The organism is Stenotrophomonas maltophilia group sp. Smal17, from assembly GCF_030237045.1.
GTDB lineage: Bacteria > Pseudomonadota > Gammaproteobacteria > Xanthomonadales > Xanthomonadaceae > Stenotrophomonas > Stenotrophomonas forensis.
Window position 1 is genome coordinate 1 of sequence record NZ_JASJSU010000015.1, and the last position, 18,418, is coordinate 18,418.

18 protein-coding genes and 1 pseudogene are annotated in these 18,418 nt (G+C 68.2%); 9 read left to right on the forward strand and 10 right to left on the reverse strand.

Going from position 1 to position 18,418, the window contains the following annotated elements; translation table 11 throughout:
• The 3 genes and pseudogenes from QRO93_RS06360 to coaBC form a co-directional block, all read right to left on the reverse strand.
• A pseudogene (locus tag QRO93_RS06360) lies at window positions 1-847 on the reverse strand (phosphomannomutase/phosphoglucomutase); the annotation flags it as partial.
• A 12-nt stretch (window positions 848-859) separates the two neighbouring features.
• Window positions 860-1,333: a dUTP diphosphatase gene (gene dut, locus QRO93_RS06365; RefSeq protein ID WP_053448561.1), complete on the reverse strand. Its 474-nt coding sequence runs from the start codon at window positions 1,331-1,333 to the stop codon at window positions 860-862.
• Window positions 1,330-2,619, reverse strand: coding sequence for a bifunctional phosphopantothenoylcysteine decarboxylase/phosphopantothenate--cysteine ligase CoaBC (coaBC, locus tag QRO93_RS06370; RefSeq protein WP_008265288.1), 1,290 nt, complete (start codon window positions 2,617-2,619; stop codon window positions 1,330-1,332). The genes dut and coaBC overlap by 4 nt, the downstream gene beginning before the upstream one ends.
• Before the next feature lie 200 nt (window positions 2,620-2,819).
• Between coaBC and QRO93_RS06375 the strand changes: the two genes are divergently transcribed.
• The 4 genes from QRO93_RS06375 (at window position 2,820) to QRO93_RS06390 (ending at window position 6,951) form a co-directional block, all read left to right on the forward strand.
• Window positions 2,820-3,446 carry a response regulator transcription factor gene (locus tag QRO93_RS06375; protein WP_180880082.1) on the forward strand — a complete coding sequence of 209 codons (627 nt, stop codon included), beginning with the start codon at window positions 2,820-2,822 and terminating at the stop codon, window positions 3,444-3,446.
• A 70-nt stretch (window positions 3,447-3,516) separates the two neighbouring features.
• Window positions 3,517-4,221 carry a DNA repair protein RadC gene (radC, locus tag QRO93_RS06380; RefSeq protein WP_080375962.1) on the forward strand — a complete coding sequence of 235 codons (705 nt, stop codon included), beginning with the start codon at window positions 3,517-3,519 and terminating at the stop codon, window positions 4,219-4,221.
• A gap of 114 nt (window positions 4,222-4,335) precedes the next feature.
• Window positions 4,336-6,024: an arginine--tRNA ligase gene (gene argS / locus QRO93_RS06385; RefSeq protein WP_053448558.1), complete on the forward strand. Its 1,689-nt coding sequence runs from the start codon at window positions 4,336-4,338 to the stop codon at window positions 6,022-6,024.
• A gap of 21 nt (window positions 6,025-6,045) precedes the next feature.
• A complete protein-coding gene (locus QRO93_RS06390) occupies window positions 6,046-6,951 on the forward strand; it encodes an SPOR domain-containing protein (RefSeq protein WP_180880083.1) in 906 nt (301 codons plus the stop codon).
• Between the two features lie 128 nt (window positions 6,952-7,079).
• On the opposite strand, the gene QRO93_RS06395 is transcribed toward QRO93_RS06390, so the two are convergent.
• Complete coding sequence (locus QRO93_RS06395) at window positions 7,080-7,832, reverse strand: SDR family NAD(P)-dependent oxidoreductase (RefSeq protein ID WP_008265780.1); 753 nt, start codon at window positions 7,830-7,832, stop codon at window positions 7,080-7,082.
• Between the two features lie 114 nt (window positions 7,833-7,946).
• On the opposite strand from QRO93_RS06395, the gene QRO93_RS06400 reads away from it, so the two are divergent.
• On the forward strand, window positions 7,947-8,414 hold the full coding sequence (locus QRO93_RS06400) for a DUF1456 family protein (RefSeq protein ID WP_008265228.1): 468 nt from the start codon (window positions 7,947-7,949) through the stop codon (window positions 8,412-8,414).
• Here QRO93_RS06400 and QRO93_RS06405 read toward each other — a convergent pair.
• The gene (locus QRO93_RS06405) at window positions 8,383-9,270 is read right to left on the reverse strand and encodes a LysR family transcriptional regulator (protein WP_008268218.1); all 888 of its coding nucleotides are present in this window, start codon (window positions 9,268-9,270) and stop codon (window positions 8,383-8,385) included. The genes QRO93_RS06400 and QRO93_RS06405 overlap by 32 nt on opposite strands.
• Window positions 9,271-9,413: 143 nt before the next feature.
• On the opposite strand from QRO93_RS06405, the gene QRO93_RS06410 reads away from it, so the two are divergent.
• On the forward strand, window positions 9,414-10,562 hold the full coding sequence (locus QRO93_RS06410) for an MFS transporter (protein ID WP_337999991.1): 1,149 nt from the start codon (window positions 9,414-9,416) through the stop codon (window positions 10,560-10,562).
• Here QRO93_RS06410 and QRO93_RS06415 read toward each other — a convergent pair.
• Entirely contained in the window at window positions 10,559-11,257 is a 699-nt protein-coding gene (locus tag QRO93_RS06415; protein WP_180880084.1) for a TorF family putative porin, read from the reverse strand. The genes QRO93_RS06410 and QRO93_RS06415 overlap by 4 nt on opposite strands.
• Window positions 11,258-11,436: 179 nt before the next feature.
• On the opposite strand from QRO93_RS06415, the gene QRO93_RS06420 reads away from it, so the two are divergent.
• Window positions 11,437-11,826, forward strand: a complete 390-nt coding sequence (locus tag QRO93_RS06420) for a DUF6165 family protein (RefSeq protein WP_053448552.1) — start codon at window positions 11,437-11,439, stop codon at window positions 11,824-11,826.
• A 6-nt stretch (window positions 11,827-11,832) separates the two neighbouring features.
• Here the strand turns inward: QRO93_RS06420 and QRO93_RS06425 are convergent, their stop codons facing one another.
• Both QRO93_RS06425 and QRO93_RS06430 read right to left on the reverse strand, forming a co-directional pair.
• A complete protein-coding gene (locus tag QRO93_RS06425; RefSeq protein WP_180880085.1) occupies window positions 11,833-12,510 on the reverse strand; it encodes a response regulator transcription factor in 678 nt (225 codons plus the stop codon).
• Between the two features lie 199 nt (window positions 12,511-12,709).
• Window positions 12,710-13,282, reverse strand: coding sequence for an Ax21 family protein (locus tag QRO93_RS06430; protein ID WP_164086507.1), 573 nt, complete (start codon window positions 13,280-13,282; stop codon window positions 12,710-12,712).
• Between the two features lie 210 nt (window positions 13,283-13,492).
• Here QRO93_RS06430 and QRO93_RS06435 point away from each other — a divergent pair, with 210 nt between their 5' ends.
• Both QRO93_RS06435 and QRO93_RS06440 read left to right on the forward strand, forming a co-directional pair.
• Window positions 13,493-15,895, forward strand: a complete 2,403-nt coding sequence (locus QRO93_RS06435) for a prolyl oligopeptidase family serine peptidase (protein WP_180880086.1) — start codon at window positions 13,493-13,495, stop codon at window positions 15,893-15,895.
• 91 nt (window positions 15,896-15,986) lie between these two features.
• Window positions 15,987-16,346 carry a DUF1428 domain-containing protein gene (locus QRO93_RS06440; protein ID WP_180880088.1) on the forward strand — a complete coding sequence of 120 codons (360 nt, stop codon included), beginning with the start codon at window positions 15,987-15,989 and terminating at the stop codon, window positions 16,344-16,346.
• Between the two features lie 15 nt (window positions 16,347-16,361).
• Here the strand turns inward: QRO93_RS06440 and QRO93_RS06445 are convergent, their stop codons facing one another.
• Window positions 16,362-17,045 carry a hypothetical protein gene (locus QRO93_RS06445; RefSeq protein WP_180880090.1) on the reverse strand — a complete coding sequence of 228 codons (684 nt, stop codon included), beginning with the start codon at window positions 17,043-17,045 and terminating at the stop codon, window positions 16,362-16,364.
• Between the two features lie 107 nt (window positions 17,046-17,152).
• Window positions 17,153-18,052 carry a histone gene (locus tag QRO93_RS06450; RefSeq protein ID WP_285304022.1) on the reverse strand — a complete coding sequence of 300 codons (900 nt, stop codon included), beginning with the start codon at window positions 18,050-18,052 and terminating at the stop codon, window positions 17,153-17,155.
• Between the last annotated feature and the right edge of the window lie 366 nt (window positions 18,053-18,418).

Below are 18,418 nucleotides of genomic sequence, written 5' to 3' on the forward strand. Positions count from 1 at the left end.
CGGCGTCCGCCGCCGCGGCGCGGCGCGGCAGCGGCAGTGCCTTCGGCAGGCGGCCACGACCGACCACCAGCAGCACCGCGATGAAGGCCAGCAGCAGCGCAACGATGGCACTGGCCAGCGCCCCCAGTCCCAGCGGACCCGGTTCGACATTGGGCACCGCGGCCACCAGCCGCAGCGGGGTGCCGGCCACCGGCCGCGCCAGCGCCTCGGCGCTCTCAGCCAGATGCGCATTGCCCTGGGTCACCAGATCGTGCGAGCCCTGGCGCAGGCCGAGGAAGCCGGTGGACGGCGCACTCACCTGGTCCAGCGGCGAGGTCAGGCGCAGCAACGGTTGGCGCACATAGAGCACGGCCGGGCCCAGGTTGCCCAGCTCGACCGGTGCCGCCAGGCCAAGGCGGTTGCCACCGCCGTCGCGGACCACGCGCAGGCGCGGCTTGCCGTCGGCCAGTGCGGCTTCCAGCAGTGCCAATCGGGCATAGCCGAAGGTGGCCGGGTCGGCGTAGGCGTTGGCCAGATCCGCGGCCAGCACGTCCACCTGCTCCACGCCGGTCCAGCTCTCGCGCACGGCCAGTGCTGCCGCGGCGGCATCGCCGGCCTGCAGGGCCTGCTGCACGCGTTCATTCTTCAACTGCTGCTGCAGCTGCTTCAGCTGGCCAGCGGCGGCATCCTGCAGCCCCTGCACGGCCTGGTCACGCGCGTGTTCCAGCGCCTGGCCGTTGGCCTCCTGCCGCCATTGCTGCACCGCGCTCCATCCGAACCAGCCGGCCAGCAGGACCAGCAGCACCCCCAGTAGTGGCGCGCTGCGTCCCAACGACCGTCCCCGCTGTCCTTCCCCGATGCCGCTCATCGATGTCCCCTGTCAACGCACCCCGGTATGGCCGAATCCACCCGTTCCCCGCACGCTGTCGGTGAAAGTATCCACCACCTGCAGGCTGACGCGGGCAATCGGCACCACCACCAGCTGAGCGATGCGATCGCCCGGCTCGATGGTGAAGGTCTCGCGGCCACGGTTCCAGACGCTGATCAGCAGCGGCCCCTGGTAGTCGGCGTCGATCAGGCCGGTACCGTTGCCGAGCACGATGCCGTGGCGGTGGCCCAGCCCCGAACGCGGCAGGATCACCGCGCACAGGTTCGGATCGGCGATGTGGATGGCCAGGCCGCTGGGGACCAGCGCGGTATCGCCGGGCTGCAGGGTCAGCGCGGTATCCAGCGCCGCGCGCAGGTCCATGCCGGCGCTGGCTTCGGTGGCATAGGCCGGCAGCGGCCAGCTGTCGCCGAAGCGCGGATCGAGCAGCTTGACCTGCAGCGGTTGGGAAGTGAAAGCCTGGGTCATGCCTGGAGTCTCCGCGCGATCAGCGCCAGCAGTTGTTCGGCCAGCTCGCGCTTGGAGGTGGCCGGGAATACCTGTTCACCGTCCTGCCAGAAGGCAGTGGCGGCATTGTTGTCGCTCTCGAAGCCGCCGCCGCTGATGCCGACCTGGTTGGCGATCACCAGGTCCAGGCGCTTGTCGACCAGCTTGCCGCGCGCGTATTTCTCCACGTCGTGGGTCTCGGCGGCGAAGCCGACCACCAGCTTCAGCGCCTGCGTCTGCGCGGCGACCTCGGCCAGGATGTCCGGCGTGCGCACCAGCTCGATCACCAGCGACTGGCTGTCGGCAGTCTTCTTCAGCTTCTGCGCGGCCACCTGGCGCGGCGTGTAATCGGACACCGCGGCGGCACCGATATAGATGTCGGCCGGCAGCGATTTCAGCACGGCATCGCGCATCTGCGCGGCCGAGCGCACATCGACACGCTGCACGCCGGGCGGCGTCGGCAGCTGCACCGGGCCGCTGACCAGCACCACCTGCGCACCCATCGCCGCCGCTGCGGCGGCCAGGGCGAAGCCCATCTTGCCGCTGCTGCGGTTGCCCACGTAGCGCACCGGATCGATGTCCTCATAGGTGGGGCCGGCACTGATCAGCAGGCGCAGGCCCTGCAGCGCGCGGGTCTCCGGCGGCGCCACGGGGGCCGCTGCGCCGCCGTTGGCGGCCAGCGCGGCGACGATGTCGCCCGGCTCGGCCAGCCGGCCGGGGCCGGATTCGCCTTCGGCCAGCGGACCGTCGACCGGGCCGATCACCTGCGCACCGCGCTGGCGCAGCAGGGCGATGTTGGCCTGGGTCGCCGGATGCAGCCACATGCGGTGATTCATGGCCGGGCAGATCGTCAGCGGCGCGGTGCTGGCCAGGCACAGGGTGCTGACCAGGTCATCGGCGTGGCCCTGGGCCAGCCGTGCCAGCAGATCGGCGGTGCCGGGCGCGACCACGATGCGGTCGGCCCAGCGGGCCAGTTCGATGTGGCCCATGGCCTGTTCGGCGGCGCTGTCCCACAGCGTGGTGCGGGTCGGCTGCCCGGACAGCGCCTGGAAGCTGAGCGGCGTGACGAACTGCTGGGCACCGGCGGTCATTGCCACCTGCACCTGGGCCCCCGCGTCGCGCAGGCGCCGCACCAGTTCCAGGGCCTTGTAGGCTGCGATCCCGCCTCCCACGCACAACAGCAGTTTCTGACCTTCCAGCGCGCGGGCCGGCGCGGGGGAAGCGTTGGGGGAGTCAGCCACCTGGAATTCCTGTGCAAACGAGGGCATTAGCTTACCCGATGGCCGGTAATGTCCCGGTGCATGGCGCACATAGCGCACAGCTATGAGCAGATGGAGTCCTCCCGCATCGACCCGGGGTTCACCGGCAACGCTTTCGGACCTTTCCTATACCTCTGTGGCCCTGCCCTTTTGCAGAATCAGGCGTTGGCCGCTGCGCGCAGGGGTCTGTTCGATCTCCGAGGAGCCGCGTGCATCCGCGCATCATCATCGCCGACGACCATCCCGTGGTCCTGCACGGCATCCGCATCGTGCTGCAGGCCCACCTGATGCAGGTCGTCGGCAGTGCCTGCGACGGCGCCGGGCTGCTGCAGCTGCTGGCCCGCCACGACTGCGACGTGGTGCTGACCGACCTGTCGATGCCGGGGGACGGCCCGGATGGTCCGGAACTGATCGATGCGCTGCGCGCTCGCCATCCCGGCCTGCCGGTGGTGGTGCTGACCGGCGCACGCCATCCCGGGCTGCTCGACGGCCTGCTGCGCGAAGGCATCAGCGGCCTGGTCGACAAATGCGCCGATTTCACCGAACTGCCGCAGGCGCTGAACGCGGCACTGGCCGGGCAGGTGTTCGTCTCCCAGCAGCTGCGCCACCACCTGCAGGCCCGTGACCTGCTGTTCCCACGCGAGCCGACGCCGCTGTCGGCACGCGAGCAGGAAGTGCTGGATCTGCTCGCGGCCGGCCTCAACGTGAACGCCGTCGCCGAGCGTTGCGGGCGCAGCCCGAAGACGATCAGCCGGCAGAAGGCCGAAGCCAAGCGCAAGCTGGGCCTGCAGAACAACCAGGAGCTGTTCGACTACCTGAAGACCCGGCGCGAGTGAGGCATCGACCGACCCGGGGCCGCGGCGTGTCCTGATGGGAGCCGGCGGCTGGGCCCGCGATGATGCGCGCATGCCCATCCACGACTGGCCCGAACAGGAACGTCCCCGCGAGAAGCTGATCGCCCGCGGGCCTGCGGCACTTTCCGATGCCGAACTGCTGGCACTGTTCCTCGGCTCCGGATTCGGTGGCCGCGATGCCGTGCAGACCGCGCGTGACCTGCTGCAGGCGCAGGGTCCGTTGCGGACGCTGCTCGCCCGCCCCGCCCGCGAGTTGGCCCGCCTGCCCGGGCTTGGCCCGGCGCGCAGCTGCACGCTGGCAGCCGGGCTGGAGCTGGCCCACCGCTACCTTGCCGCCGAGCTGGAGCACGGCGAGGCGGTCGGCAACAACCCCGCCGCGGTCGGCCGCTACCTGCAGCACCGCCTGCGCGGCCAGGCCCGCGAGATCTTCATGGCCCTGTTCCTGGACAATCGCCACCGCCTGATCGCCTGCGAGGAACTGTTCCACGGCACCATCAACGCCGCCCCGGTCTACCCGCGTGAAGTGGTGCGGCGTGCCCTGCTGCACAACGCGGCGGCGGTGATCCTGAGCCACAACCATCCCTCGGGCGATCCTGAGCCCTCCGGGGCCGACACCCGTATCACCGATGAGCTGCAGCAGGCGCTGGCGCTGGTGGACGTACGCCTGCTGGACCACTTCGTAGTGGGCGAGGGCCGCCCCGTTTCGTTTGCTGAACGAGGCCTGCTGTCCCCGCCCCAGCCCCGCTTGTTCGGCTGAGCGCACGCCCGCCCGGCGCCACCGGCCGGCCCCGCAGGCATGTCCTGGTCAGCGTGGTCACTGGTATCTGCGCTAAAATGGGCGATTCCGCCGCTCATTCTCACAGCAGGCCTCGTGAAAAATCTCCTCCGCGCCCTGATCAGCCAAGGCATCGAAGCCTTGCGCGCCAATGGCACCCTGCCCGCCGACTCCCTGCCGCCGGACTTCGTGGTCGAGCGCCCGAAGACCCGCGACCACGGCGACTTCGCCACCAACGCCGCCATGCTGCTGGCCAAGGCCGCGCGCAGCAATCCGCGCGCACTGGCACAGGCGCTGGTCGAGGCGCTGCCGCGCAGCGAGGACGTGAGCAAGGTCGAGATCGCCGGCCCTGGCTTCATCAACTTCCACCTGGCCCCGGCCGCGTACCAGCGCGAAGCCGCGTCGGTGATCAAGGAAGGCCATGACTACGGCCGCAACCTGTCCGGCAATGGCCGCACGGTAGGCGTGGAGTACGTGTCGGCCAACCCGACCGGCCCGCTGCACGTCGGCCACGGCCGCGCCGCAGCGATCGGCGACTGCGTGGCCCGCGTGCTCGATGCCAATGGCTGGAACGCCAAGCGCGAGTTCTACTACAACGATGCCGGCGTGCAGATCGAGAACCTGGCGCTGTCCACCCAGGCCCGGATCAAGGGCATCGCGCCGGACCAGGACGGCTGGCCGGAAGGTGGCTATCGCGGTGAATACATCGCCGACGTGGCCCGCGCCTACATGGCCGGCGCCAGCGTCGATCTGGAAGGCAGCACCGTGGTCGGCGCCAAGGACCCGGATGACATGCAGGCGATCCGCCGCTTTGCCGTGGCCTACCTGCGCAACGAGCAGAACCTGGACCTGGCCGCGTTCGGCGTCGACTTCGACATCTACTTCCTGGAAAGCTCGCTGTATGCCGACGGCAAGGTAGCCGAAGCGGTGGCCAAGCTGCAGGCCTCCGGCCACACCTATGAGGAAGGCGGCGCGCTGTGGCTGCGCAGCACCGACTTCGGTGACGACAAGGACCGCGTGATGCGCAAGTCCGACGGCACCTTCACCTACTTCGTGCCGGACGTGGCCTACCACCTGTCCAAGTGGCAGCGCGGCTACGAGCGCGCGATCACCGAACTGGGCGCCGACCACCACGGCTCGCTGGCGCGCGTGCGCGCCGGCCTGCAGGCGATGGAAGTGGGCATCCCGCAGGGCTGGCCGGAATACGTGCTGCACCAGATGGTCACCGTGATGCGCGGCGGCGAGGAAGTGAAGCTGTCCAAGCGTGCCGGCAGCTACTTCACCCTGCGCGACCTGATCGAAGAAGCCGGCCGCGACGCGACCCGCTGGTTCCTGATCGCGCGCAAGCCCGATTCGCAGCTCACCTTCGACATCGACCTGGCCCGCCAGCAGAGCAACGACAACCCGGTGTTCTACGTGCAGTACGCGCATGCCCGCGTCTGCAGCCTGCTGCGCCAGGCGCAGGAAAAGGGCCTGGTGTACGAGCAGGGCAACGGCCTGGCCAATCTCGGCCGCCTGGTCGACGACGCCTCGCTGCTGCTGATGAACGAGATCTCGCGGTATCCGGAAGTGGTGGAAGCGGCCGGCGTGGCGCTGGAACCGCATCTGGTAGCGCAGTACCTGCGTGAATTGGCGCATGCGTTCCACACGTGGTATCACGGGACGCCGGTACTGGTGGATGACGCCGCCGATCGCAATGCCAAGCTGACCCTGGCCTGCGCGGCACGCCAGGTGCTGGCCAACGGCCTCGACCTCCTGGGCGTCAGCGCCCCGGAAAAAATGTAAGCATCAGGAGACGCAGTACTCATGGCAGCACGACGCGGCAAAAGCCAGGCACGACGCAACAGCGGCAGCCAGGGCACACCCGGATGGGTGTGGCTGGTCGCCGGTGTGGCCATTGCTGCAGTGGTGTTCCTGGCGGCGCCGAACCTGTTCAAGGGCGAAGGCGATGGTTTCCTTCGCGCCGGCCCACAGCCGAACCCGAACGCGCAGCCGGCCCCGGTCGCCGATGCCGACAGCGATGTCGGTACCCAGCCGGCCGCGCAGCCCGCGACGCCGAAGCCGGCCGAAGCGGAAAAACCGGCCGCCACCCAGTACGACTTCTACACCCTGCTGCCGGGCAAGGAAGTTGAAATGTCCGACGCCGAACTGGCCGCCAGCGCGCGCGCCGAAGACCAGCGCCGGGCCAAGGCCGAGGCGCAGCGCGCGCAGGCCGCACTGGAAGGCAAGCCGGTACCGCCGGCTGCGGCCACCGCAGCTGCACCGGCAACGACCACCAGCGTCGCCAGCACCGCGCAGGTGACGGCCACCAACCGTCCGCTGCCGGCTCCGCTGAGCGAGCGTCCGGCTACGGCAACGCCGCCGGCCAGCACGCCGCCGGCATCGACCAGCACCGCCGCTGCCACGCCGGCCGCGCGCGCGGAAACCGCACCGGCAGCAGCCAGCACTCCGGCCGCTGCCGCACCGGCCGCCGTGGACAATGCCCGCTACATCCTGCAGGCCGGCGCGTTCGGTGCTTCCGGCGATGCCGAAGCCACCAAGGCCAAGCTGGCGATGATGGGCCTGGCCGCACGCGTGGAGTCGGCGCAGATCAACGGCAAGACCGTGTACCGCGTGCGCATGGGGCCGTATGGCAGCGCCGGCGAGCTGTCCGAGGCCAAGCAGAAGCTGGATGGCACCGGTCTGCAGGCGATGGCGATCAAGGCACAATGAGCCTTCTCGCCTGAACGGAAAAAGCCGGGCATTGCCCGGCTTTTTTTTTGCTCCCGTAGAGTCGAGCCGTGCTCGACTGCCGTTCAACAACAGATGAGCAGTCGAGCAAGCTCGACTCTACAAGGGCTTCAGCCTTCGCGGGCCACCTGGAAGCCGGCGAACGACTGGCTGACCGGCATCAGTTCCAGGCGATTGATGTTCAGGTGCGGCGGCAGCGTGGCCACCCAGAAGATCTGTTCGGCGATGTCCTCGGCGGTCATCGGGTTGGCGCCGCTGTACAGCTTGTCCGACGCGTTCTGGTCGCCATGGGTACGCACCACGGTGAACTCGGTTTCGGCCATGCCCGGTTCGATCGTAGTCACCCGCACGCCGGTGCCGTGCAGGTCCGAACGCAGGCCCAGCGAGAACTGGCTGACGAAGGCCTTGGTACCGCCGTAGGCATTGCCACCGGGATACGGATAGACGCCGGCCACCGACGAGATGTTGATGATCGCGCCCTTGCGCTCCACCAGCTGCGGCAGCAGGCGATGGGTCAGGGTCACCAGTGCGGTGATGTTGGTGTCGATCATCGTGGTCCAGTCCGACAGCTTGGCGCCCTGCGCCGGCGCGGTGCCCTGCGCCAGGCCGGCGTTGTTGACCAGCAGATCGATCTCGCCGAACGCGGGCGGCAACGCCAGCAGGGCCGCTTCCATCGCCACCGGATCGCGGATGTCGAAGGCGGCGGCATGCACCACGTCCTTGCCATAGCGCTCGACCAGCGGCTGCAGGCGCTCGCTGCGACGGCCGGTGGCGATCACCTTCCAGCCAGCCTGCGCGAAGCGGTGGACGGCGGCGGCGCCGAAGCCGGAGGTGGCGCCGGTAATCAGGACGGTGCGGGTCATGCAGGCAACTCCGTGGGGAACCAGACCCCCATTCTGGCACCGTCGGCCGGGGCTTGCGTTGCCGGATCGGCCAGATCCGGCCCCACCTGTCGGGGTGACCGGTACAATTGCGCCATGATCAACAACGATGTCCTGCGCAGCGTGCGCTACTCCCTGGACCTGGGCGACCACCACGTGGTGACCCTGTGCCAGATGGCCGATCCGGCGTTCGCCGTGGATACCGAGCAGGTCAAGGCCTGGTTGCGCCGCGAGGACGAAGCCGGCTTCGAAGCAATGAGCGACAGCGCGCTGGCGCACTTCCTCGATGGCCTGATCGTGCACCTGCGCGGCCGCGACGAGAGCCAGCCGCAGCGTGCGGTGGAAACCCGCATCGACAACAACCTGGTGCTGAAGAAGCTGCGGGTGGCCTTCCAGCTGCGTGACGTGGACCTGATGGAGATCTTCGCCAGCGCCGGTTTCAAGGCATCCAAGTCGGAAGTCGGCGCACTGTTCCGCCAGCCCGGCCATGCCAACTACCGGCGCTGCCTGGACCAGATGCTGCGCAATTTCCTCAAGGGCCTGAGCCTGCGCCTGCGCGGCTGAGCACGGCCTCGACGAACGCGCGCGCCGCCGGCGTCGGCACCCGCTGCCAGACCAGATGCACGCGGCGGGTCGGGGTGGGTTGCAGCGGAATCTGCACCACGCCCTCGAAACCGTCGGCGATCAACGCCGGCACGATGCCGACCGCCAACCCGTGGCGGACGAAACGCTCGACCAGTTCCATCAGGTTGACCTCGAAGCGCACCGTGTGCGGCAGTCCCGCAGCAGCGAACGCATCATCGGTCTGCCGGCGCGCGCCGGTACCGCGCGGGAAGTCGACCAGTGCCTCATCCTGCAGTTCGGCCAGGGGCAGCCGCTTGCGCCTGGCCAACCGGTGCGACGGCGCCAGCACCGCCACCAGATCCTCCTCCTGCAGCATGCGGTGGCAGACGCCGTCCAGCGCCGCCGACGGCGCCAGCCCGACCAGTGCCACATCCAGCTCGCGCGACTGTACCTGCGCGATCAGCACTTCACTTTTCTCTACCCGCAGCTGGAACTCCACCTGCGGGTGCGCCTGCTGGAAGGCGGCCAGCATCGCCACCACGTCGATGTCGGTGAGCGACGAAATCTGACCGATCGCCAGCAGCCCGCGTACTTCACCGCTGACGGCGGCCACGTCGGCGCGCAGGTGGCGCAGGCTGGCCAGCACCTGGCGCGCGTGCACCAGCAGCGCCTCACCCGCGGCGGTCGGGCGTACCTGGCGAGGCAGGCGCTCGAACAGCGGCGTGCCCAGTTCCTGCTCCAGGTAGGCAATCTGGTGGCTGAGCGCGGACTGCACCACGTGGCAGCGCTCGGCGGCACGGGTGAAGTTGCCCTCCTCGGCCAGGGCCACGGCGAATTCGAGCTGCTTGAGATTCACGCAACCATCTCAATTCCAGATGACAGGGATGATGATGATTCATTTCCATCATGACTGCAGCAGGCGGACACTGTGCACCCCGCTTTCTGGAACATCGCGTGAGCCCCACTCTCCCCCCACTGCATCGCTGGCAGGTGCTGTTGATGTCGGTCGCCACCGGTGTCGCGGTGGCCAGCAACTACTACGCGCAGCCGCTGCTGCACACCATCGCCGATGCCTTCGGCGTGCCGTTCGGCCAGGTCGGCATGGTGGTCACCGCTGCGCAGCTGAGTTATGCCGCCGGGCTGATCCTGCTGGTGCCGCTGGGAGACCTGTTCGAACGCCGCCGCCTGATCGTGGTGATGAGCCTGCTGTCGGCCGGCGGCCTGGTGATCAGCGCCTGTGCGCCGTCGCTGACCTGGCTGCTGGTGGGCACCGCGATCACCGGCCTGTTCTCGGTGGTGGCGCAGGTGCTGGTGCCGTTCGCCGCCACGCTGGCCGCGCCGGAGCATCGGGGCAGGGTGGTCGGCACGCTGATGAGTGGCCTGTTGCTGGGCATCCTGCTGGCACGCACCGTGGCCGGCCTGCTTTCCAGCCTGGGCGACTGGCGCCTGGTGTATGCGATCGCCGCCGGTACGCTGGTGCTGACCGCACTGGCGCTGCAGCGCGGGCTGCCGCGTTTCCACCACAGCGCCGGCCTGGGTTACTTCGCGCTGCTGCGCTCGATCGGCGTGCTGTTCGTGCAGGAACCGGTGCTTCGCCAGCGCACCCTGCTCGGTGCCTGCAGCTTCGCCATGTTCGCGATCTTCTGGACCCCGCTCGCCTTCCTGCTGGCACAACCGCCGTATGAGTACAGCGATGCCACCATCGGCCTGTTCGGACTGGTCGGTGCCGCCGGTACGCTGGCCGCAGGCCTGGCCGGGCGCATGTCCGATCGCGGGCAGACCGGCCGCGCCACCGCCATCGCACTGGTGCTGTTGCTGCTGTCATGGCTGCCGCTGGGGCTGTCTGCACATTCGCTGCTGGCGCTGCTGGTGGGCGTGGTGGTGCTGGACCTGGCCGCGCAGCTGCTGCACGTCAGCAACCAGAACCTGATCTATGCATTGCAGCCTGCTGCACGCAACCGGCTCAATGCCGGCTACATGACCGGCTACTTCATCGGCGGTTCGCTGGGCTCGCTGCTGTCGGCGCAGGTCTACCAGCGCTTCGGCTGGACCGGTGTCTGTGTGGCTGGTGCCGCGGTGGCGGTGCTGGCCCTGCTGCTGTGGCTGCCCGGCGCGCTGCGCGCGCGCCAGGCTGCGGCGTCGAACTAGAAGCTGCCCTGCAGCGCCAGCTCCCAGCGTCCACCGGCATTGCCCGGGAACAGGCGCTTGGCCGCACTGTCGGTGTCGTGCACGGTGGCGCGCAGTTCCCATGCCGGCGCCAGCGTGGCAACCGCACTGAGCTGGCCATGCAGGTAATCCGGCCCCTGCGCGGTGGCCAGCCAGTACTGGCCCACCGCCGCTTCCAGGCGGACCCGCTCGTGCAGCGGCACCCGTACACCCAGCTGGGCATAGGTGCCGCGATGGCCGCCGGCCAGCGCGTCGTTGGAGTGTGCGACCTGCAGCCAGGCGCGCTGCTTCCAGGTCAGCGTGGTATTGAGTTCGGTCCAGTCCAGCGCGCGACCGGTGCCCGGGTACACATAGCGGGTCAGGTTGGCATCCAGCGCCCAGTCCGGCGCGAGCGTGCCGGACCAGCCCGCCACCAGGTCGAACTCGCTGCGCGCGCCATTGTCCGGCTTGAACGAAACGTTCGAGCCCCACACGCTGGCGTACCAGCCCGATGCGATGGCTGCTTTCGCACCGGCCTGCACCGCCGGGTCACCGTCGCTCTGCGAGCTGCCACGCCACACGTAGTCGCTGGTCAACGCCGCGCTGCCACTGACCTGTACCTGGGCCTGCGCACTGCCGATTGCGAGCAGCCCTGCCAGGGCGGCCACCATGGCCGCCATCATCCCCTTGCTGTTCACTGCACTGTTTTCCTCGTCGAAGGCGGTCCTGCCGCCGGGACGGCAGTGTCGAGGGCCGGGCCGTAACGGATCGAGGGCGTTGCCCGGCCCGCAGCGCAAATTCGGCGTAAATCCCGTGGAGGGGCGGCGCATCGGCATGGGCGCGTTATCATGCTGGCCTGTTTCCAGGAACCAACCACGTGGACGCCATCCTGACCCCGGTATCGATCGGCGAGCTGATCGACAAGATCACCATTCTCGAGATCAAGGTCGAGCGCATCGACGATGCCGCCAAGCTGGCCAACATCCATACCGAGCTGGATGGCCTGTTGCCGCTGCTGCAGCAGCTGCTGCAGGCGCAGCCGGAGCTGGCCGCGCTGAAGCAGCAGCTGAAGGTGATCAACGAGCGCATGTGGGACATCCAGGACCAGCTGCGCGACAAGGAAGCGGCCCAGGTGTTCGACGATGCGTTCATCCAGCTGGCGCGTGGCGTCTATGGCACCAACGGCGAACGCGTGCAGGTGAAGAACGAAATCAACCGCGTGGCCGGTTCGGTGCTGGTGGAAGAGAAGCAGTACCAGGGCGAATAAGCCCTCTCATCCGCAATCGAGCAGGTGGCGGAAGCGGAACAGGTCACCGTCGCCGCGGATGCCGAGCTTGCGGTAGGCCGAGGTTTTCTGCGAGCTGATCGTGCTGGCCGAACGTCCCGATTGCAGCGCCATCTCGCCGGTGCTGACCCCTTTGAGCACCAGGCCAAGCACTTCGCGCTCGCGACGGCTCAACGGCGCCAGCACCGGCGCCGGCGTGCTGCGCGCCCGCGATGCGTTCAGTTCCGCACGCAGCTCCGGTGGCACGAAGCATCCTCCGCGGGCCACCACGTCGATCGCGTGCAACAACACATCCGGCGCGGTCGACTTGGACAGGAAGCCACGCGCGCCGGCACGCATGCTGGTGGTCACCGTGCTGGCGTTGCAGTGTGCCGACAACACCAGCACCGGCAGCGCCGGCCAGCGTTGCGACAAGCGGCGCAGCAGGGCCAATCCATCGCCCAGATCGCCCATCGGCAGCGCGTCGATCAGCAGCAGGTCCACACAGGTCGGGCTGCGCTCCAGCAGCTGCAGCAGATGCGCCTCGCTGGACAGGCTCACCCGGACCTGCACGCCACTCTGCTGTCGCAACAGCACTTCCACGCCCAATCGCAATACCGGATGCGGGTCCAGCAATGCCAGGCGTTGGGGCCGGTCGGGAAGCAGGGGTGGAAGTGCGGGCGGCATGGGGGGGCATGTCCAGCAACATGGGACAGCCACGGTAGAACGGAGACCGCAGCGGCGGAATCCAATTCCTTGCAATGCCAGGCCTGCCTGACCCATCAGTCAGATGGCATTCGGTTTTGCGCCTTCGCAAACGCAACAGGCCCGGCAGAAGCCGGGCCTGTCGAAGCTTTTCCAGCGCGCGATCGCGCCGGGGCAGCTATTACCAGCTGAAGCGCGGGCCGACGGTGTATTCCTTGTCGCCGTGACGGTTCATCTTCAGCTCGCCGTTCAGGCCCCAGTTCTGGTTCAGCTTGACCTGACCACCCAGGCGGCCGTACCACTGGCCATCCGGATTGACGCCGTGCTTCTTGGCGTAATCTTCGTAGCCGACCAGGCCGTAGACTTCGGCGTGGGCGCCGAAGGCAGTGCGGACACCGGCTTCAGCGCTGTAGCCGTTGAAGTCCAGACCGTGCTTCTGGTCGAGCTTCTGGTAGGCAACGCGGGCAACGAAGTCGGTCGACGGAGCGATTTCAACGTTGTAGCCGGCACCGATCTTCCACTGGTCCAGCTTGATGTTGGTGTGGTCGAACTCCTGGCGGCTGTACTCACCGAAGGCGTGGAAGTTCGGCAGGAAGCCGTAGGAACCCTTCACGCCCCAACCGTCGGACTTGAACGCATCGTTGTCGATCTTGGCGTAGTTGGCTTCGGCGTAGTTGTAGGACAGGTTCTCAGCGGCCGAAGCGGTGAACGGCAGGGCAGCGGCCAGGGCCAGAGCAATCAGCGAATTCTTCATGGGGGTACACCTTTACTTTCTTATGGTGTGCAGCAGCGCCAGGGCGCCATCGCATCGGGAATGTAAATTCTCCGTTATTCGCCACAACGCTCCCTGAAAACAGCGGTCTTCGCATTGCTGAATTTTTTGCCTTGATTCAGGCTCTCTCTGGCATACGCGCGCGCCGCGCGTGCATTTGTGATCCCTCGACGATTGCAACAGGAGGTTGCCTTGCACCTGCCCGACCCGCTTCAGAGGATGGTCCGCGCGACCTTCCTGGCCAGCGCTGCGCTGTTTTCTTCCACGCCTGCACATGCGCTGCAGGCCAGCGACTACCAACGCGCCGAACGCGTGCACGACAGTCATCTGCGCGGTGCACTGCGCAATGCGTCGGTGCTGCCGAACTGGCTGCCCGACGGGCGCTTCTGGTACGAGCGCGAAGACGCGCAGGGCCGGCGCCAGGCCGTGCTGGTCGATCCGGAAACGGCCCGTCGCCAGATCCTGTTCGAGCCCGCCGCGCTGGACACGGCGGTGGCCCCCTTCGCTGCCAACGGGCCATACCTGCGCCTGGCCAGCGTGCAGGCGGTGGACGCTGGCCTGCGCCTGCGTTTCAACGGTGAGGTGCCGATCGATTGCCAGTGGCCACGCTGGCAATGCGCGCGCGCGCAGGATCCGTTGCCGCCGGCCGACGCACTGCCTTCGCCCGTTGGCGATGCATGGCTGCAGGTGCGCGACCACGATCTATGGCTGCATTCGCCTGGAACCGTGGCACGCGCGCTGACGGCTGGCGGTGAACCCGGCCATGGCTATGGCGTGCTGCCGGACTTCGCCCTGCGTGGCATTCCGCGCCGGCAGGGCCGGATGCCGATGCGGCCGTTCGCGGTCGGCTGGTCACCGGATGGACGCTACGTGGCCGGCATCCGCTATGAGGAGCGTGCCCTGCTGGACTATCCCTATCTGGAAAGCACGCCCGTCGACAGCGCGCGCCCGCGCGTGCATGCGGTGAAGCTGGGCGTGCTGGGTGATGCGCAGCAGGTGCGCGACAGCCTGTACGTGGTGGATACCCGCAGCGGCCAACAGCACGACATCGCGCTGCCCGAGGGCTGGAACACGCTCAGCGAAGCCGGCGTGCTGGGCTGGGAGGGCGGCCGGTTGTACGCGGTGATCGCGCACTTCGGGACGCCACGGCGCCTGCGCCTGGTGGAGATCGAAGCCGGCAGCGGTGCAGTGCGCACCGTACTGGAGGAAGCCAGCGACACCCGCCTGCAGCTCAACGTGTACTCGTACAACCGACCGGCCGTGGCGATCCTGCCCGGGCAGGACACCGCCGTGTGGTTCTCGCAGCGCGACGGCCGCGGCCACCTGTACCGGGTGCGCCTGTCCGACGGCAAGGTGCTGGCCCAGCTGACCCGTGGCCCCTGGGTGGTACGCGACCTGCTGGGCGTGGACGGCGCAGGCGGTTGGGCCTACTTCAGTGCCGGCGGCGTGGACGGTGGCGACCCTTACGTGCGCGGCCTGTACCGGGTATCGCTGCAGGGCGGGCCGATCCACCGCCTGGCCGCCGATGGCAACGACCACCTGGCCGATGCCGGCACCGGCGCGCTGTTCGGCGGACGCGCGCCGCAGGCGCTGTCGCCTGGCGGTGGCTATCTGGTGGATACGGTTTCCCGTCTCGACCAGCCACCACGCACCGTGCTGCGGGCCAGCGATGACGGCCGTGAAGTGATGGTGCTGGAAACAGCCGATGACAGCGCGATCGTTGCGGCAGGCTGGCGCGCACCACGGCGCGAGCGGCTGCTGGCCGCCGATGGGCGCACGCCGATCTTCGCCACCGTCTACCTGCCCCGTGACTATCGCGATGATGGCAGCTTCCCGGTGATCGACGCGATGTACGGCGGCGCCTTCATCAGCAATGCGCCGGTGACCTACGCCGAAGCGGTGTCCGCATTGAATCCGGTGTCACGGGCCAGCCTGGCCGAACTCGGCTTCGTGGTGGTCAGCATCGATGCGCGCGGCACCGGTGGGCGCGACAAGGCGTTCCATGACAGCAGCTTCCTGCGCGCCGCCGATGTGCAGCTGGATGACCATGTGGCGGCGCTGCGCCAGCTGGGCGAACGCTACCCGGGCATCGACCTGCAGCGGGTCGGCATCTATGGGCATTCGTTCGGTGGCTACAGCGCGGCGCGCGCCGTGCTGCGCTACCCGGCGTTCTACAAGGTGGGCGTGGCCTCGGCCGGCAGCCACAATTTCCAGGGCATGTACGGTGGGGCCCTGCACGGCATGGACCGGCTGTTCGGCGGCGTGCAGCCGGCCACGTCCACTGCCGACGGCGTGCCAGCGCCGTTTGCCGGACTCGACAATGCCGCGCTGGCCGGCAACCTGCGCGGGCATCTGCTGCTGGTCTATGGCGAACTGGACGAGAACGCGCCACCAGCGCTGACCCTGCAGCTGGCCGCCGCCCTCAACAAGGCCCAGCGCGAGTATGACCTGCTGTACCTGGCCCGCCAGGACCATGAGTTGTTCCGCAACGACGCTACCTACACGCACCGCATGTGGGACTACTTCGTGCGCCACCTGGCCGGCCGGCAGCCGCCGGATACGATGCTGGCGCCGCTGCCCGGTGGCCCGGGCTGAACAGGCATCGCCAGGGTGTCGATCCACGCCGCCCTGGTTCGTCGGGTACTTGAAGGCCGTGCATGCGGCGCGGTCCATCCGGAGGCAGGCAATGAGCTACATCGATGGTTTCGTCATGGCGGTGCCCACCGCCAACAAGGAGAAGTTCCTCGCCCACGCGCGCAGCGGCGACGTGGTGTTCATCGAATACGGTGCCCTGCGCGTGGTCGAGTGCTGGGGTGACGACGTGCCACGCGGCAAGACCACCGACTTCTTCGGCGCAGTGAAGGCCACGCCGGATGAGACGGTGGTGTTTTCCTGGATCGAATGGCCGGACAAGGTGACCCGCGACGCCGGCATGCAGAAGATGATGGAAGATCCGCGGCTGGACCCGTCGAAGAATCCGATGCCGTTCGACGGCGCGCGGATGATCTTCGGCGGCTTCGTGCCGATCTACGAACTTACGCCCTGAAGGGTGTGGGCGCGCTCAGCGCGCGTCCGTGTCATCGCTGGCAGCGGCATGGCCGGCGCCCAGTGCGGCGCCGGCACCCAGGCCCATGCCGGCCCCCATTCCGCCGCCGCCACCACCGCCTCCACCCGAACGACCGCCCTTCGCATCGCCGTCGTTGCGGCCCTTGCCGCCGCCGCTGGCGCCGGGCCGGGTCGGGCCCTGCGGTGGAATCTGCAGGCCGGCCGGGATCGGCGCCAGGTCCAGCGCTTCGCGCACGAAGTCACGCAGCGATACCACCAGGTCGTGGGTGTGCACCGGCCGACCCTGTGCCAGTTCGTTGGCGGCGCGCGCGGCCAGCCGCACCTGTTCGTCGGTGCCCAGCAGCAGGATGTCCGACAGTGCCGCCTCGACCGCATCGCGGATGCGGCGGGCGCGGTCCGAACGCGGTTCGGCGATGCCTTCGGCATCTTCGCGCTGGCGCAGGTCGCGGCGATGGCTGGGGTCCACCCCCAGTTCGCCGGTGAACGAACCGCCCAGGGTCTTGTAGGCGGCCATCAGCGTGCGCAGCCGCTCATTGATCTGCCGGTTCTCGCGCTCGCGACGCTGCTGCAGGGTCTGCATCACCAGCAGGCGGATGCCCACGCCGAGCAGGGTGATCAGGACCAGGCCGGCCAAGGTGGACAGCACGCCCTGCCAGGAACTGAAGTCGATACCGCGCATGCTCGGCACTCCGGCGGGAAGAGCCTGCATCTTGCCCCAGGCCATGTCCCAGAAACGCGAAAGGCCCCACCACCCGGAGGGTGGCAGGGCCTTCGGTCACGGCGCGATTACTTGCGCTTGGCGACCTTGCGCACGGCCTTCTTGGCCGGAGCCTTCTTGGCGGCGACCTTCTTCAGCGGTGCAGCCTTCCTGGCGACCGTCTTGCGGGTGGCGGCAACCTTCTTGCCAACCGCCTTCTTGGCGACGGCGGTCTTCTTGCCGACGACCTTCTTGGACGCAGCGGTCTTCTTGCCGACGGCCTTCTTGGCAACGGCCGCCTTCTTGCCGACAACCTTCTTGGCCGCAGCGGTCTTCTTGGTGGCGACCTTCTTGGTGGCGGCAACCTTCTTGCCGACAACCTTCTTCGCAGCCACGGCCTTCTTGCCGGCGACCTTCTTGGCGGCGACGGTCTTCTTGGCCACAGCCTTCTTGGCGGTGGCGACCTTCTTGCCGACCACCTTCTTGGCGGCCGCGGCCTTCTTGGCAACAGTCTTCTTGGCCACGGCAGCCTTCTTGGTGGCGGCCTTCTTCACGGTGGCGACCTTCTTGCCGGCAGCCTTGGTGGCGGCCTTGGTGGTCTTCTTGGCAGCGGCGGCCTTCTTGGTCACAGCCTTGCCCGCAGCGGCCTTCTTCTTGGCCACTTCCTTCTTCAGGGCAGCGGCTTCGGCCTTGGCGTTCTTCTTGGCGGCTTCCAGCTTCTGCTTGGCCTTGGCAACGGTCTTGCCGACCGACTTGGCAGCCTTCTCGGCCTTCTTGGCAACGGTCTTCTCGACCTTGGCCACGGCCTTCTTGGCCTTGGCAACGCGGGTACCGGCAGCCTTGGTGGCGCGCTTGACGGTCTTCTTGACCGACTTCACGGCGTCTTCGGCGGCGTGGGCGATGGTCTCGCCAACATTGGTGGCGGCTTCTTTGACGTTCTCGACGGCGTCGGTCACGACCGACACACCATTACCATTACCGTTGCTCATGTTGCCCTCCTGGGGGCCTTTAGTATCAAAACGGGGCGATGCTATACCGACATTGACGATCGTGGAACGGGGCACACGCCGACAATCGCATCTGCTGCGACGGCAATGGTGTAGCCAGGCACGGTCGCCAGCACGACTGCTTTGCAGCAAACCCCTTTTTTTAAGGACTGCGCCACACGCGCCACACGCAGGATGGGCAGCACCGCAGTGGCCGGCACCGATGCGCTGATCCGCGCAGGTTGTGGCGCATTGCGGCACTCGGTTGCGCGGAACTGCGCAGGTATCCGTCTGTGTCCAGCTCGCGGTCGGCCACCTTCGGCAGTGCACGCATCGCTGCCATGACGGTCGCTTTGGCCTCGCCGCCGG

Bases quoted from the DNA above. Each gene is read 5' to 3' on its own strand.
- QRO93_RS06390 (WP_180880083.1), top strand. From the start codon at position 6,046: ATGGCAGCACGACGCGGCAAAAGCCAGGCACGACGCAACAGCGGCAGC.
- QRO93_RS06445 (WP_180880090.1), bottom strand. From the start codon at position 17,045: ATGCGCGGTATCGACTTCAGTTCCTGGCAGGGCGTGCTGTCCACCTTG.
- QRO93_RS06430 (WP_164086507.1), bottom strand. From the start codon at position 13,282: ATGAAGAATTCGCTGATTGCTCTGGCCCTGGCCGCTGCCCTGCCGTTC.
- dut (WP_053448561.1), bottom strand. From the start codon at position 1,333: ATGACCCAGGCTTTCACTTCCCAACCGCTGCAGGTCAAGCTGCTCGAT.
- QRO93_RS06440 (WP_180880088.1), top strand. From the start codon at position 15,987: ATGAGCTACATCGATGGTTTCGTCATGGCGGTGCCCACCGCCAACAAG.
- radC (WP_080375962.1), top strand. From the start codon at position 3,517: ATGCCCATCCACGACTGGCCCGAACAGGAACGTCCCCGCGAGAAGCTG.
- coaBC (WP_008265288.1), bottom strand. From the start codon at position 2,619: ATGCCCTCGTTTGCACAGGAATTCCAGGTGGCTGACTCCCCCAACGCT.
- QRO93_RS06400 (WP_008265228.1), top strand. From the start codon at position 7,947: ATGATCAACAACGATGTCCTGCGCAGCGTGCGCTACTCCCTGGACCTG.
- QRO93_RS06395 (WP_008265780.1), bottom strand. From the start codon at position 7,832: ATGACCCGCACCGTCCTGATTACCGGCGCCACCTCCGGCTTCGGCGCC.
- QRO93_RS06425 (WP_180880085.1), bottom strand. From the start codon at position 12,510: ATGCCGCCCGCACTTCCACCCCTGCTTCCCGACCGGCCCCAACGCCTG.
- QRO93_RS06450 (WP_285304022.1), bottom strand. From the start codon at position 18,052: ATGAGCAACGGTAATGGTAATGGTGTGTCGGTCGTGACCGACGCCGTC.
- QRO93_RS06410 (WP_337999991.1), top strand. From the start codon at position 9,414: ATGTCGGTCGCCACCGGTGTCGCGGTGGCCAGCAACTACTACGCGCAG.